This is a genomic window from Rhodococcus sp. 5A-K4 (assembly GCF_046097995.1).
Lineage (GTDB): Bacteria > Actinomycetota > Actinomycetes > Mycobacteriales > Mycobacteriaceae > Rhodococcus_F > Rhodococcus_F erythropolis.
In genome coordinates, this window is the sequence record NZ_JBJURM010000001.1 from 177,594 (window position 1) to 191,653 (window position 14,060).

At 60.0% G+C, this 14,060-nt stretch carries 12 protein-coding genes; 10 read left to right on the forward strand and 2 right to left on the reverse strand.

The window, feature by feature from the left end:
* Positions 1-181: 181 nt before the first annotated feature.
* On the forward strand, positions 182-1,573 hold the full coding sequence (locus ACKAMS_RS00795; protein WP_019744479.1) for an amino acid permease: 1,392 nt from the start codon (positions 182-184) through the stop codon (positions 1,571-1,573).
* Here the strand turns inward: ACKAMS_RS00795 and ACKAMS_RS00800 are convergent.
* Together ACKAMS_RS00800 and ACKAMS_RS00805 are read right to left on the reverse strand one after the other, a co-directional pair.
* Positions 1,545-2,798, reverse strand: a complete 1,254-nt coding sequence (locus tag ACKAMS_RS00800) for an FAD-binding oxidoreductase (RefSeq protein ID WP_007733715.1) — start codon at positions 2,796-2,798, stop codon at positions 1,545-1,547. The two genes, ACKAMS_RS00795 and ACKAMS_RS00800, sit on opposite strands and share 29 nt — an antisense overlap.
* Positions 2,799-2,954: 156 nt before the next feature.
* Positions 2,955-4,100, reverse strand: coding sequence for a CdaR family transcriptional regulator (locus ACKAMS_RS00805; RefSeq protein WP_021343354.1), 1,146 nt, complete (start codon positions 4,098-4,100; stop codon positions 2,955-2,957).
* An 82-nt stretch (positions 4,101-4,182) separates the two neighbouring features.
* Between ACKAMS_RS00805 and ACKAMS_RS00810 the strand changes: the two genes are divergently transcribed.
* The 9 genes from ACKAMS_RS00810 (at position 4,183) to ACKAMS_RS00850 (ending at position 14,033) form a co-directional block, all read left to right on the forward strand.
* Positions 4,183-4,968: an HAD-IIA family hydrolase gene (locus ACKAMS_RS00810; protein ID WP_211917916.1), complete on the forward strand. Its 786-nt coding sequence runs from the start codon at positions 4,183-4,185 to the stop codon at positions 4,966-4,968.
* Positions 4,969-5,049: 81 nt separating this feature from the next.
* On the forward strand, positions 5,050-5,607 hold the full coding sequence (locus ACKAMS_RS00815; RefSeq protein WP_019744475.1) for a DUF6764 family protein: 558 nt from the start codon (positions 5,050-5,052) through the stop codon (positions 5,605-5,607).
* Between the two features lie 273 nt (positions 5,608-5,880).
* Positions 5,881-7,506, forward strand: coding sequence for a chaperonin GroEL (gene groL, locus ACKAMS_RS00820; RefSeq protein ID WP_003941476.1), 1,626 nt, complete (start codon positions 5,881-5,883; stop codon positions 7,504-7,506).
* A gap of 585 nt (positions 7,507-8,091) precedes the next feature.
* Complete coding sequence (locus ACKAMS_RS00825) at positions 8,092-8,871, forward strand: hypothetical protein (protein WP_157920620.1); 780 nt, start codon at positions 8,092-8,094, stop codon at positions 8,869-8,871.
* Between the two features lie 722 nt (positions 8,872-9,593).
* Positions 9,594-9,725 (forward strand): hypothetical protein, encoded by a 132-nt coding sequence (locus ACKAMS_RS00830; RefSeq protein ID WP_255246887.1) that lies wholly within the window; start codon positions 9,594-9,596, stop codon positions 9,723-9,725.
* A gap of 297 nt (positions 9,726-10,022) precedes the next feature.
* Entirely contained in the window at positions 10,023-10,217 is a 195-nt protein-coding gene (locus ACKAMS_RS00835; protein ID WP_020723597.1) for a hypothetical protein, read from the forward strand.
* Positions 10,218-10,592: 375 nt separating this feature from the next.
* Entirely contained in the window at positions 10,593-12,053 is a 1,461-nt protein-coding gene (locus ACKAMS_RS00840; RefSeq protein ID WP_408988497.1) for a wax ester/triacylglycerol synthase domain-containing protein, read from the forward strand.
* Positions 12,054-12,189: 136 nt separating this feature from the next.
* Complete coding sequence (locus tag ACKAMS_RS00845) at positions 12,190-13,635, forward strand: wax ester/triacylglycerol synthase domain-containing protein (RefSeq protein ID WP_408988498.1); 1,446 nt, start codon at positions 12,190-12,192, stop codon at positions 13,633-13,635.
* 212 nt (positions 13,636-13,847) lie between these two features.
* Positions 13,848-14,033, forward strand: a complete 186-nt coding sequence (locus tag ACKAMS_RS00850) for a hypothetical protein (protein WP_223304379.1) — start codon at positions 13,848-13,850, stop codon at positions 14,031-14,033.
* Positions 14,034-14,060 lie beyond the last annotated feature (27 nt).

Sequence of the window (14,060 nt, forward strand, 5' to 3'; positions counted from 1 at the left end):
CAGTCGAGTTGATGCTACGTAAAGTTACAAACACTTTTGTCGATCGTAAGCGATCCGTCAATGGACCATGTGTGTCAGGTCACTGTACGGCCGTCCAACAGGGTCGTGCGGGAACACGCGCGGTGGTAGCGGACAATGGTTCGCGCACGTATGACGATCCATCCGACTGGAGTACCGAGAAGTGAACAGCGACGCCGCGACGCAGGATGGCCTCAAGCGAGGGCTGACAGCGCGCCATATCCGCTTCATCGCCCTCGGATCAGCCATCGGAACCGGACTGTTCTACGGCAGCGCCGAGGCCATCAAACGAGCCGGCCCGTCGGTGCTCCTGGCCTACCTGATCGGCGGTATCGCGGTCTACCTGGTGTTGCGAGCGCTCGGCGAGATGGCGGTCCGTAACCCGGTTTCCGGTTCGTTCAGCGAGTACGCGAACAAGCACCTCGGACCACTCGCCGGTTTCATGACCGGGTGGACGTACACGTTCGAGATGGTGATCGTGTGCCTCGCCGACGTCACCGCCTTCGGCCTGTACATGCAGTTCTGGTTCCCGGACGTACCGAGATGGATCTGGGTTCTGGCTGTCGTCTTCTTCATCGGCGCGATAAACCTGTTGAGCGTCAAGGTGTTCGGCGAACTGGAATTCTGGTTCACGCTCGTGAAGATCACCGCCATCATCGCGATGATCGCCGGCGGCATCGCGATCATCGTGTTCGGATTCGGCGTTCACGACACCGATGCCGGAATCAGCCACCTCTGGTCGGACGGCGGGTTCTTCGCGACGGGCTTCGGCGGATTCGTCGCGTGTTTCGCGATCGTCATGTTCGCGTTCGGTGGCACCGAGATCATCGGTATCACCGCGGGCGAAGCCGAGGATCCGGCGCAGACCATCAGGAAAGCCGTCAACACGGTCCCGGTGCGCATCATTCTCTTCTACATCTGCACCCTCGCCGTCATCATGGCGATCATTCCGTGGCAGACCATCAACTCCGACAACAGCCCGTTCGTCCAGATCTTCGAGAACCTCGGATTGGGAACGGCCGCATCGATCCTCAACATCGTTGTCATCACCGCGGCCCTGTCCGCCATCAACAGCGACGTTTTCGGTGCGGGTCGCATGATGTTCGGAATGTCGCATGCCGGTCAGGCCCCGCAGGTGATGAAGAGAGTCTCCGCCAACGGTGTTCCGTGGATGACTGTTGTCATCATGACCGGTGCCCTGTTGGTGGGAGTACTGCTCAACTACCTGATCCCGGACCAGGTGTTCCTCGTCATCGCCTCGCTGGCGACCTTCGCCACCATTTTCGTCTGGATCATGATCCTGCTCTCGCAGTTCCGTTCCCGCGCTCAGATGAGTGCAGACGAAACAGCGGCACTGAAGTTTCCAGTGCCGCTGTGGCCGTACGGTCAGATCTTCGCGATCGTGTTCCTGGCTTTTGTCATCGTGTTGCTCGGCGTCATCGCCGATACCCGAGTTGCGCTGCTCGTCGGTGCCGGATGGCTGGTTCTGCTGACGGGCGCGTACTACAAGTGGGTGAAACCGGCTGTCAGCGCAGCGGATCGAAGTGGCGCATGACGGTCGGCGTCTGAGCGCCGGTCATCGAGTCGGCCACCATCTTTCCGGTCAACGGACCCAGGGCGATTCCCCACATTCCGTGACCACCGGCGACGTGCACCCGCGGCGACTTCGTGGCGCCGATCAACGGCAAGCCGTCGGTAGTGCACGGTCGTGATCCCACCCATTCCTCTTCCCGTGCAGTCCAGTCGATGCCGCTGAGCATCGGCTTGGCCGCATCGATGATCGCCTGCACGCGGCGCGGATCCAGCGGCGCGTCAGGGCTGCGGAATTCCATCATTCCGGCCACTCGGAAGCGATCGTGCAACGGAGTGCATGCGACGCGCTGGGTGGGGAAATACACAGGGTTCTTGGGGAGGTGCTCGGGCTTGACACTGAAGCTGTATCCGCGTCCGGCCTGCACCAGTTTGCGCACACCGAACGGTGCTGCGAGCTTGTTCAAGCGGGCACCGCTCGAGATGACCACGGCGTCGCCGTCGCGTGAATCACCGTGTGCACTGCGAACAGTGACTCCGCCGACCCGATCGTCGATCTGCGTGACGTCGAAACCGCTGACGATTTCTCCACCGCGTTCACGAACCGCGTCCGCCAACGAGTTCACGAATAACGGGGGATCGATGAAACGCTGATTACGCAGACGCAAACCGGCTTTCACACCCTGGCCGAGTGAAGGCTCGAGCGAATGAATCGCGTCGTAGTCGAGGAGGTCGAAGTCGACCTCGCCGCCGGCAGCTTCGACGTGATGGAACTCGTCCACCAAGGTCTGTCGGTCCTTCTCGGACGCAAACGCGGCGAGGAAAGGATCGGCAAGGCGGGTCAGCTCTTTGACGCCACCGTCGGCGAGTTCGTCGTACGCGCCCAAGGCTGTTCGGTTGACCTCGGTGTAGACCGACATCGCTTCCTGCCACTTCGACGGAGTGCAGTGGCGCGCGAACCCGACCAGGAACCGAATCAGCTTCAGATCGGTGGTCAGTGGCACGTACACCGGGGACGACGGGCTGAGCATCGCGCGCAAGCCGTATTGGAGCACTGCGGGTTCGGGCAGCGGAAGCGTCAATGCGGGGGCAAGCCAACCGGCGTTGCCCCAGCTCGCGTCGGCTGCGACGCCGTCGCGATCGACGACGGTGACCTCGACTCCACGTTCCTGCAAGAACCAGGCCGTCGACAATCCGACAACACCCGCACCGACCACGACCACACGATCGGGGCTCTGACGAGTTCCCATGACGCACTCCTTCTACAGACTCTGCTCGAACCGAGACGCCGGTCACATCCGGCTCTTCTCTCAAGCATGAATCGCGGGGGCGGCAAAAGGACTGGCCGTTCGGCCATCGTCGGAGCTACCTCGTTGTGGATTCGCACAACGCACCGCCGCGCCTGCTCAGCGACCGAGTTTGAACTGCAGCATCAGAATCAAGCGGGTGTCGGCGTCGGTCAGGTCGACGCCGCACATCTCCTTGCCTCGACGCAGGCGGTTGCGGAGCGTGTTGGGGTGAACATGCAGTGCGGCAGAAGAATTCGCCACGTCACCGCCGTGCTCGAGAAAGGCCTTTGCCGTCGCGACCAGATCGCTGCCGTGCTGAGAGTCGTGGCGTTCGAGGCTTCCGAGTGGTGTGGAGTCGCCGAGTCCGTCGATGATGTCGGCGACGTGCAGGGCGAGAACGGAGGCCAACGTATCCCTCATTCCCGCGACGGTTCCGCCGGACCGGCCATGACGAAGCGCTCCGAGAACATGGTCGGCGTCCGAGCGCGAAAGATGTGATTCGCTTGCAGACTTCACTGTCCGACCGACGGCCACTGCCAGGAATTCGCGGCCACGGGCGCGGGTGAGGAAGTCGGCGGACAATCGGCGAGCGTTGGTCTCGTCGGTCGCGATGACAAGGTAGATGGTCTCGGACAGTTGAGCGGCAACGGCGTCGACGGCCAGAGTGTCGAGGTACAAGCTCAAAGAGGCGACCAACCCCGCCGGCAGTGGTCCCGCAACGGTTCCGACGGCGACGACGGTGAGCGGGCCTGCCAACCGCAAGTCGTCTGCGGCGCGGAATGCGGGTTCGCCACCGCCGATCAGAGCTTGGACGCGCTGGGATTGACGACGGCGTGTGCTGTCGACCCGGTCACGCTCCGAGGCGATTCTCTCGGCCACGACAGATACCGCGGATCGAAGTATCGATTCCTGTGTGGGCGTCGGTGTTCCGGCGAGTGCGACCCAGATCGAGCCGACGGGGTGATCGTTCTCGCGAACTGCGATGACCAGTCGCGGCGTGATCGCAGGGTCTTCGAGATCGACGTAGATGGGGTCGCTCTCTCGGTGGAGGCGATCGAATACTCCTGCATCGGAGAGTAATTGGCGGAATCGGCTGGGTACCTGCCGGCCGAGGATCGTGCCGATGCGAGCTTCGTCCACGGCCTGCTCGCCGCCGGAGTACGCGAGGACAGTCGAGTTCTCGTCCTCGATCGTGACGGGAGCGCCGAGCAATTCGGCCAGAGAACCGGCAACGGAGAAGAGGTCGTCGTCGCGCAGGTCCATGGGTGGGAGCCTACTGAGCGATCGACGGATTTCGGGTTACGACGCCTCGGCAGGACCTCGATGGCGAATATAGGCTGGTGCAATGGCCGACATCGAAGGTGTTCTGTTCGATATCGACGGAGTCCTGCTCACGTCCTGGCAGCCGATCGAGGGATCAGGGGAAGCAGTACGCGAAGTTCGGCGGCGCGGATTGGCCTGTGGATTTCTGACCAACACAACCTCGCGCAGTTCGACGCTCATCGCGCAGGGGTTGTGCGACGCCGGTATCGAGGTCGAGGCGAGCCAGATAGTTACTGCCGCCAGGCTCACAGGGGAGTACGTGCGGGCGACCTACCCGGACGCGCGGGCGTGGGTCCTCAATCACGGTGACGTGTCTGCCGATCTCGAGGGAATCGAATTCGACGACGCCGATCCGGAGGTCGTGATTCTCGGCGGCGCCGGCCCGGAGTTCACCCACGAGGCGCTGAGCCGAGTGCTCGAACTTCTGCTCGCCGGTGTGCCCGTCGTCGCGATGCACCGCGGGATGATGTGGGAGACCGTAGACGGCCTTCGGATCGACACCGGAACGTACTTGCCGGGCTTCGAGGAAGTGGCAGGTGTAAATATCGCCGCAGTGGGTAAACCGTCTCTCACGGGGTTCCTGACAGCCACGGAGCTGATGCATGTCGAACCTGAGGCGACGGTGATGGTCGGCGACGACCTGATCGGGGACGTCCTCTCCTCACAGCGGGTCGGCCTGACCGGAGTTCTGGTGCGCACAGGCAAGTTTCGGCAAACAGTGCTCGACCTGTCGGTTCAGAAGCCTGATCATGTCATCGATTCGGTCGCGGATCTTCCGGCCCTTCTCGGGGTCGTCCTCGAGGCTTGACCAGGCGGGGGTGACGGACTTCACTCGAGCGGGTACTCTCGCGCCCGAATCCAATGAACTTGTTCCACGAAGGAGTTTTCTATGCCCTTGATCTCGTCAGTCTGGTTCCGTCGCTCATCCTCTCGAGTCAGCGGAATTTCCAGTAGTCGGTTGGGGGGCCGCCTGGCGAGAACAGGGGCTGTGATGACTGTAGGTATGGGGCTCGCCGCCGGGCTGGCGCTGACCGGTGCGGGAGCTGCTTCGGCAGCCCCCGTCACGTGTGTCTCGCCGCCGTCGGCCAATGACATCCAGGTCTCCGAGACCGCGAGCTGCGGCGCGCAGTCCGTCGGAGCCGGCCGTTCGCAGGCCGGTGCTGCCGAGAGCGGTACCGCTGTGAGCGTCGCCGCCGACAACGGCTACTCCAATTCATATGCAAACGGCTTCGGAACCGCGCTGGGGGCTTCTCGCGGTAACGGTCAGGCGCAGGCATTTGCGCTCGGCGGCGGTATCGCGCGGGCCGGGGCGGCTGACGGCAACGTCACCTTCGCCATCGCCGGTTACGGAGCGGGCGCTACGGCCGATGCCAACGGCGTCGACTGCGTCGGAGTGCTCTCGTTTGCGGTCAATTTGAGTAACGGACAGTTCTGCATCGCGGGCTGAGGCTCAACCTTGCACTCGGCACGCTCGAGTGCTAAAAATGCAGTTGGCACTCGCGAACCGTGAGTGCCAGGTCGAGGCAGTGAGACCGGGAACCATAGACACCCCCGGTCGTCCGTCGCGGGCACTGACTAGACCACAGGCGTAGATGGGTGACCAGGCAAATCGGTCGCCCGTGTAATGAGGTGACTGGTCAAACGGTCGCCTTGTGCCGATGAGGTGACCCGACGAGCGGTCACCTTGTGTGTCACCCCCTATCCGGAGGATCACTTCGCAATGGCAAAGATCATCGCGTTCGACGAAGAGGCACGTCGTGGCCTCGAGCGAGGCCTCAACGCCCTCGCCGACGCTGTCAAGGTGACGTTGGGCCCCAAGGGTCGCAACGTCGTTCTCGAAAAGAAGTGGGGCGCCCCCACGATCACCAACGATGGTGTTTCCATCGCCAAGGAGATCGAACTCGACGACCCGTACGAGAAGATCGGCGCCGAGCTCGTCAAGGAGGTCGCCAAGAAGACTGACGACGTCGCTGGCGACGGCACCACCACCGCTACCGTTCTCGCACAGGCTCTGGTCCGTGAAGGCCTGCGCAACGTCGCAGCCGGCGCGAACCCGCTCGGCCTCAAGCGCGGCATCGAGAAGGCTGTCGAGGCTGTCACAGCTCGCCTGCTCGAGACCGCCAAGGAGATCGACACCAAGGAGCAGATCGCTGCTACCGCCGGTATTTCCGCCGGCGACCCGTCCATCGGTGAGCTCATCGCCGAGGCTATGGACAAGGTCGGCAAGGAAGGCGTCATCACGGTCGAGGAGTCCAACACCTTCGGCCTGCAGCTCGAGCTCACCGAGGGCATGCGCTTCGACAAGGGCTACATCTCGGCGTACTTCGCCACCGATGCAGAGCGTCAGGAAGCCGTCCTCGAAGACGCGTACATCCTGCTCGTCAGCTCCAAGATCTCCACGGTCAAGGACCTGCTGCCCCTGCTGGAGAAGGTCATCCAGTCCGGCAAGCCGCTCCTGATCATCGCCGAGGACGTCGAGGGCGAAGCTCTCTCCACCCTCGTGGTCAACAAGATCCGTGGCACCTTCAAGTCTGTTGCCGTCAAGGCTCCCGGCTTCGGTGACCGTCGTAAGGCTCAGCTCGCCGACATCGCCATCCTCACCGGTGGCGAGGTCATCAGCGAAGAGGTCGGACTCTCCTTGGAGACCGCAGGCCTCGAGCTCCTCGGCCAGGCACGCAAGGTCGTCATCACCAAGGACGAGACCACCATCGTCGAGGGTGCCGGCGACGCCGACGCAATCGCCGGTCGTGTCAGCCAGATCCGCGCCGAGATCGAGAACAGCGACTCGGATTACGACCGTGAGAAGCTGCAGGAACGTCTGGCCAAGCTGGCCGGCGGCGTTGCAGTCATCAAGGCCGGCGCTGCTACCGAGGTCGAGCTCAAGGAGCGCAAGCACCGCATCGAAGATGCAGTGCGTAACGCAAAGGCAGCCGTCGAAGAGGGCATCGTCGCCGGTGGTGGCGTTGCACTTCTCCAGGCAGCTCCCGCACTGGACGACCTCAAGCTCGAAGGTGACGAGGCAACCGGCGCGAACATCGTTCGCGTTGCACTGTCCGCTCCGCTCAAGCAGATCGCATTCAACGCAGGCCTCGAGCCCGGCGTTGTTGCGGACAAGGTCTCCAACCTGCCCGCAGGTCACGGCCTCAACGCTGCGACCAACGAGTACGGCGACCTGCTCGCTGCAGGCATCAACGACCCGGTCAAGGTCACCCGCTCGGCACTGCAGAACGCAGCGTCCATCGCGGCTCTGTTCCTGACGACCGAAGCCGTTGTCGCTGACAAGCCCGAGAAGGCCGGAGCGCCTGCAGGCGATCCGACCGGCGGCATGGGCGGCATGGACTTCTGAGTCCATCTCCACCTAGCTCCTAGAGCCCGGCCCACCATTCGGTGGGCCGGGCTTTTGCTTGTCTGGAGATAATGCGGGCATTTTGTCGACTACTGCGACGCGATTGCGCTGTTTGGCTGTCCACCGATTCCGGATCAAATTCAAGTTCGTACAAAAGTAGTAAGGCCACGATAAATGCCCTCAGGTTCGTACTTTTGTAGGATATTCTGGGCCTTGACGGCGAATTTTCTTGCTACTTAAGTCTAGCTAAACGGATACCCTTGCTTTCGCTAATGTTATCGAGAATTCGGGAGTTTAGAGCTGCTCCAGGAAAACTGGTACACGTTTCAGAAGTATGGTCTACGCTCGCAAATGCCGCATAGCCCCCAGAGTCGACGCTTCGGGCAACGCGGATCGGGCGTCAAAATTCGAACAGGCCGGTGCGCGGTTCTGATTCAGTTTCTTCGAATGTTTGATGCACATGCTCGGTTCTCGATAGCAGTGATTGTGTGCTGCGGAGAGAGTGAAGCATGCTTTCGGTAGTTGAAGATATCCTGATACCTTCAACTGCTTCATCCGTCTATCCCTTTTATTGGGGATTACTTCATGATGAAATCTGGAATTAAATTCGAGAGAGATGAAGGAACGATGAAGAAGATGCGTCATTCAGCTGTTCGTCAAATTGCTACCAGCGTCGCAATACCCGCAGCTGCGATAGGGCTGGTGCTTGCTGCAGTTTCGCCCGCATCGGCTCACACGGTTGCCACCACGGATAACATGGCGTGCATGGGTGATCCGGTAGCGTCCGGAATTGCGAATGTTCACCAGAGTTTGGTCGCGTTCACTGAAAATGTCACGCATCCCACGGCAAACACTTTTCATGTGCAGCCAGGCACGCAGGTTTTCAACAACTCCACCCCCTTTGCCATGAAGCGACTTGAAAATGTGCGAATGGTGTACAAGATCACCGACACGTCCAAGTTTGTGTCGGCCGCGGTGGGTACTGCAGGAAGCGGCTACACAGGGACGCCCGCCGTCACTCGTGTTGACGCTACCCTCGCGCCCAGCGCGACGGGGTCCTATCTGCTCTTGAGTGGAATCACCGTGCCTGCGGTAGCAGGAGCGACAACGTCTTTCGTTCAGCCCGGGATCACGATCAATCAGACTGACGATGCCGATCTGTACCTGGAGATCAACCGTGATGGTGATGCAGGAAAGTATGCCAATTCGAAGAACTTCCTGACCTTCACGTCGGTCGCAACTTTCCTTGGTTTCGAGCAAAAAGCCGCGACAATGTGTCTCGCTACTGATGTCAGTGCTCGCTCCGACTCCGATATCGGAAGTGTGTTGGCAACCAACGATTTGGGTGGGGACCTGCACCCCTGAACGAAGATTGGTGATCGACAGTATTAGTACACACCAATGAAATGGTTACCTTCATTCAATTTCTGGATGAAGGTAACCATATTGTGGAGGAAGTTAAATATCGGGTGCGCGCAACCGATGTGGCGCTTCCGGCTCTCAAGTGAGGTGGGAGCGCGCCCTAGGGCAATTTGGCTGGGAGGGTCTGCATGCCCAGGGGTGATCGGACGCATGGGCACGTTCAAATCTGTTCCGTGTGAGATCTACACGGGCGCTAGCACTTTCGGCGGTATTTCGGGAGGGGTACCTCCTCGAGTACTAGTACTTTTGCTCTGCGGCGACTGCAGCGCGTTGCCGTCGAAAAGTATTGGTGGGCAGATCGATTGCACTCGTCGGCAGATACGTTGCAGTGTGTAGTGCCGCGTTGCCGAAGCTATTGAGTGCGGTGTGTTGATGGATTTCAGTAGAAATTGTGGCCGGCTCGGGCCCGCGACCTGCAAAAATGGAACAGGTTTCAGAAAGCTTCAAAATGTTTAGCCGAAAGTTCCCCAAATCGGGCTCTTCTGCACTACCTTGATGTCACCCCGCAGCCGCGAAAGGGCGCGTACGCCCCGAAGAATATCGGTTACCTGGTTTGCAAAATCTCTCTCTCTGCTGCTCGGACCAGTTCTTTGTGGGCTACTGCAAGCGGTCCGATGTAAACGTCCTATGAGTAATCCAAGACCTACGAAAGGGTGGGAATCAGTATGATCGTCATGTTCCTCCAAGCGACTGCGCAATTGTTCACCGATCTGCTGGCCAACACATGGAGCGGGTCGATGCTGCCGGGCGTAGAGGCCGGCACAGGCTCGTTGGTATCCGCTATCGAACTCAGCTGATCGATAGTTTCAATTTCCGAGGATCTTTCTGACAGTGGGAGTGAATGATGGGTAGTTTGGGATCGGTCGCTGATGTGCTCGAAGGCGAAATGGGAGGGTTGATCAAGTCGGTCATTGCGGGCATCATTTTCGCGCCGATAATGTCGTCGATCGACCTGGGATGGCAGGTTCCCCCTCTGCCGTAATTCGGAATCGTCAAGACCCGCGTGTTTGGATAACGGCCACGCAGATCTGATGGACTCCGCTGTTTTCTTTTCAGAACCCGAACGAACGAATTCCAAGGAGTGTGGAAGTACAGTGGATACAGCAAGTTTGATCGACGCGGTCGGCAGCATCGACGCGAACTCGGTCCAGTTGCCTTTGGCGGCTCTCAAGGGAATCATCGAGGGAGTTTTCGCAGCTATCTCTTCTTTCATTGAACTGGGTGTCACAGGATCCGCTGCGTCAGCCGGATCGATCCAATCCGGCCTCGGCTCCATAGCCGGCACCTAATCCGAAGAGGAGAAAGAAATGTTGAACGGATCATTGACGTACCTGTCCGATCTCGTCAGTTTCGGGTCGGTTGATCTCGTGGGCACGATCGGGAAATACCTGAACGCGCTTTCGTCCTTCCCAGTGTGATGAAAGGAAATGCACAATGCTTGAAAGATACCTGACTTCGATCGTGCAATGGGTTATCGACACAGCGGGCCTCACCTCCGCCGGAAGCAAGATGCTTCAGAATCCGAAGTAGGAAATTCTTGGTGGAGTCTGAATTGGAATACGCCACCGAGTCCGAATGATCCCCGAGGCTGACGTACGCCTCGGGGATCATTCGGTTTCGAGTTCCAGTCACGATTACCGATGCAGTGAGACGAGGTAGTGTCGATGCGATTGCCCAGCAAATTTGCGGTGCAGTTGGCGCGGTTGAGCCCGCGTGATGCCGATTTCATCTACAACGAGGCGGACGGCCATCTGGGGCATTTGATAGGGGTGTATTTCTTCGATACTTCTCAGCGCCCTGAGTCGGAGTTCTCGCGCGAGCAAGCAGTCGAATGGGTGACCGCACGGCTCGGCCACCATCGCATGTTCACCCACAAGGTAGGTCGTATCCCGCTCGGACTCGATCATCCGTACTGGATGCCAGTCAATGACTTCGACATCCGTGACCACGTACACGTCACAGACCTCACGGAGCCTGGTTGGGCGTCACTCGAGAAGCCTTTGAGTGCTTTGATGACTTCACGGATGGACTTGACCCGTCCGCCATGGGAGTTGCACTTCTTCAACGGAATCGAAGGTCTCGACGATCTGGACGGGAGGCTGACCGCCGTAGTGCTCAAGTCCCACCACAGCGCAGCGGATGGGATAGCAATCCGGATGTTGGGTGAATCCATCTTCTCGGGCGAAGAGCGAGCCGCCCGACACGTTCCAGCACCTCGACTATTGAAGGTGCGTGTACTCCTCGAATCGTTGGCGAGCATTCCCAGCCAGATGTTCAGATTCGCCTTGAGCGTTCCAGGGAATCGCGCTGCTCAACGAAGTGCGAACGCGGCCCAATCGGCCGGTGAATGGGTCGAGAGCCTCAACGAACGTCCGGCTACCAGGTTCAACGGCAAAGTCAGCGGATCGGGAACGCTGCAGCAATTAACCCTTCCCGGTGCCGTAATCGGTGGGGTCAAACACGCGGTTCCAGGCGCCACTGTCAACGATGTTCTCCTGGCGATCGTCGGTGGTGCGCTGTCGCGGTATCTGACAGAAAATGGTGAGCCGCCAGGGGGATCCTTGGTGGCAATGGTGCCTCGCTCGATGCGCAAGGTCGAGGAGTGGCAGTCTGCCAATCAACTGGTGACCTTGTCAGTCGATATGCACACGTCCGTTGCGGCGCCGCTGGAACGATTGGCACTCATCGCGCAATCCTCGCGTTCGGAGAAGGTACGCACTTCCCACCCTGCCACGCGCCGTGTGGACGCCGCGATCGAAACGGCGCCGGCATTCCTGCTGAGATTCATTGCTTTTGCGCGAAGTAGGAATTCCCACGATGTCACTCGTCCCCGCTACCAGCACACAATGGTGAGCAATATTCCGCTCTCTGTTGAAGGGCTGACGTTGAACGGTGCACCGGGTGCAGCCGTGCTGGCAACCCAGCCCCCGGTTGACGGCGACGGGCTACGGCATTTCATGGTCGCCGCAGCAGGTGGGGGACTGACCCTCAACGTCATCGCGGATACCGCGACCATGCCCGATCTCCACCATTACATCGAACTACTGCGAGCAAGTTTCGATGATTTGGCGGCGGCAGCCGCGATGCAGACTGCGGATTCACCTGACCAAGAGGTTGCCTCCTGATCGATCGGAATCGCAGGCACCTTCTCTGATTGCTGGATCCGGTGATACCCAACGATTCCGAGCAGAACCCAGAGGATATGCATGTCGGCTCGCTACAATTCGGACATTCGTTCAGCGTCGGAATTGAGGGGCATGCATGATCTTTCGGAACTCGTTGCCAGCCGCGGTATCTCAGATGGGACCGCGAGACGCGGAGTTCGTCTACAACGAGTCCGGCGGACATCTGAGCCACATGGTCTGCGCCTACTTCTTCGACACGACGGGCCATCCGCTCGCAGAGATGACGCACGACGACGCGGTTCGGTGGATCACCGAAAGATTCGGGTACTGGCCACTGTTCACGAGTCGACTCCAGCGAGTTCCGCTGGATCTGGACTATCCCTATTGGGTCCCGGCCGATTTCGACGTCGATGATCACGTGCACGTCCATCGTGCCCCTGTTGCCGGGTGGGCGCCGGTTCGTGAATTGCTCGGGCGCTCGCTCGGGGAGCCGATGGACCTGTCCCGGCCGCCCTGGGAGTTGCACGTCATGACCGGAGTGCACGGGATCGACGAGCTGCCGGGCAATCTGACGCTGATCATGCTCAAGACCCACCACGGGGCCGGTGACGGTCTGGCGATCCGCGATCTGACCAACCTTCTGTTCTCCGGTCCGCCGAAGCCGGAGACGAAGCGTGCCGGCTCAGGGCTTTCGTCGCTGGATTTGATCGGGCGCACGGTCGTCGGTTTGCCCGGCCAGGCGATCCGCTTCGGCCGGGGTCTGTCCGTGACAAAGGTTGCGGCCGAGACGGTTCGGGAGGCGGAAGAGACCGGAGAGCTGCCTACGTACTCGGCCGACCGCCTACCGACCCGATTCAACGGCGTGCTGGGTGGAGACATCACGATCGATTTCCTGACGCTGGACGGCGCAGACATCAAAGCGATCCGAGCGGCCGTTCCGGACGTGACGGTCAACGACATCTTCCTGACCGTCGTCGCCGGTGCTCTCGACGCATACCTGTCGGAAAAGGGCGAGAAGTCGGCCAGTGGGTTGGCGGCGATGGTTCCCCGATCGATGCGGCAGATAGCCGAATGGGAATCGGCCAACCAACTGGCGCTGTTGACGGTCGATCTGCACACGGACGTCGAAGATCCGGTCGAGCGGCTGACACTGATCAGGGATTCGGCGCTGATGGCAAAGGGGCGGAGTTCGCACCCAGCCGTCCGTCGTTACGGCACACGCATCGAAACCTCGCCTGCGGCTCTGCTCAGACTCACCGGTCTCTCGCGTCGGCTCAACAAGCTGGACCCTTCGCACAAGGTCATTCAGAACACGACGATCAGCAATGTCCCGGTATCGGTCGACGGCAATGTTTTCGAAGGTGCGCCGGCGGTGGCAGTTCTCGGCGGGCAGGCGCCGGTCGACGGAGACATTCTGCGCCACTTCCTCATTGCCGCGCGTGGAGGTTCTCTGACGCTCAATGTCATCGTCTCGCGAGAGACGATGCCGGATATCGAGCACTACGTCGAATTGTTGCGGGTGGGGTTCACGACGCTTCTGCAGGCAGTTTCTGACCAAAATCGTGAGGTAGGCGAACGATAAAGAGCAACTTGCGTCGGAACTTGTGGTGAATCGACGATTTGTGTTCGGGAAATTTCTGTCGAATTCATCCTAATTAAGGTAATTGTCCGTAGTGGTGTCGAGTCGTTATCTCGCGGATTAATGTGACTGTCGACACGTCGAGTGTCTACCGCCGGACTGGTTCGATAATCGTCACCGACGGTAAAAAGAATCACCTACGCGAGGAGCTGAACATGGGTTCGTTGATGGATATTCTCGGTGGTCCGAATGGGGACGGTGCACCGATGCAGGCTTTGCTGACAATGCTGCTGGGATTGGACAATGTCGGTGCAAACCTCTTCGGTTCACTGGCTGACACCGCCGGTGGAATCTTCGGATCTCTCGACACCCTCAGCTTTACGCCGCCTGTCGTTCCCTGAGTTTTCTGATCGGCGTCATTTGCTCGT

Excerpts from the sequence above, each read along its gene's own strand:
- ACKAMS_RS00800 (WP_007733715.1), bottom strand. The coding sequence starts at position 2,798 with ATGGGAACTCGTCAGAGCCCCGATCGTGTGGTCGTGGTCGGTGCGGGT.
- ACKAMS_RS00805 (WP_021343354.1), bottom strand. The coding sequence starts at position 4,100 with ATGGACCTGCGCGACGACGACCTCTTCTCCGTTGCCGGTTCTCTGGCC.
- ACKAMS_RS00810 (WP_211917916.1), top strand. The coding sequence starts at position 4,183 with ATGGCCGACATCGAAGGTGTTCTGTTCGATATCGACGGAGTCCTGCTC.
- ACKAMS_RS00815 (WP_019744475.1), top strand. The coding sequence starts at position 5,050 with ATGCCCTTGATCTCGTCAGTCTGGTTCCGTCGCTCATCCTCTCGAGTC.
- groL (WP_003941476.1), top strand. The coding sequence starts at position 5,881 with ATGGCAAAGATCATCGCGTTCGACGAAGAGGCACGTCGTGGCCTCGAG.
- ACKAMS_RS00825 (WP_157920620.1), top strand. The coding sequence starts at position 8,092 with ATGATGAAATCTGGAATTAAATTCGAGAGAGATGAAGGAACGATGAAG.
- ACKAMS_RS00830 (WP_255246887.1), top strand. The coding sequence starts at position 9,594 with ATGATCGTCATGTTCCTCCAAGCGACTGCGCAATTGTTCACCGATCTG.
- ACKAMS_RS00840 (WP_408988497.1), top strand. The coding sequence starts at position 10,593 with ATGCGATTGCCCAGCAAATTTGCGGTGCAGTTGGCGCGGTTGAGCCCG.
- ACKAMS_RS00845 (WP_408988498.1), top strand. The coding sequence starts at position 12,190 with ATGATCTTTCGGAACTCGTTGCCAGCCGCGGTATCTCAGATGGGACCG.
- ACKAMS_RS00850 (WP_223304379.1), top strand. The coding sequence starts at position 13,848 with ATGGGTTCGTTGATGGATATTCTCGGTGGTCCGAATGGGGACGGTGCA.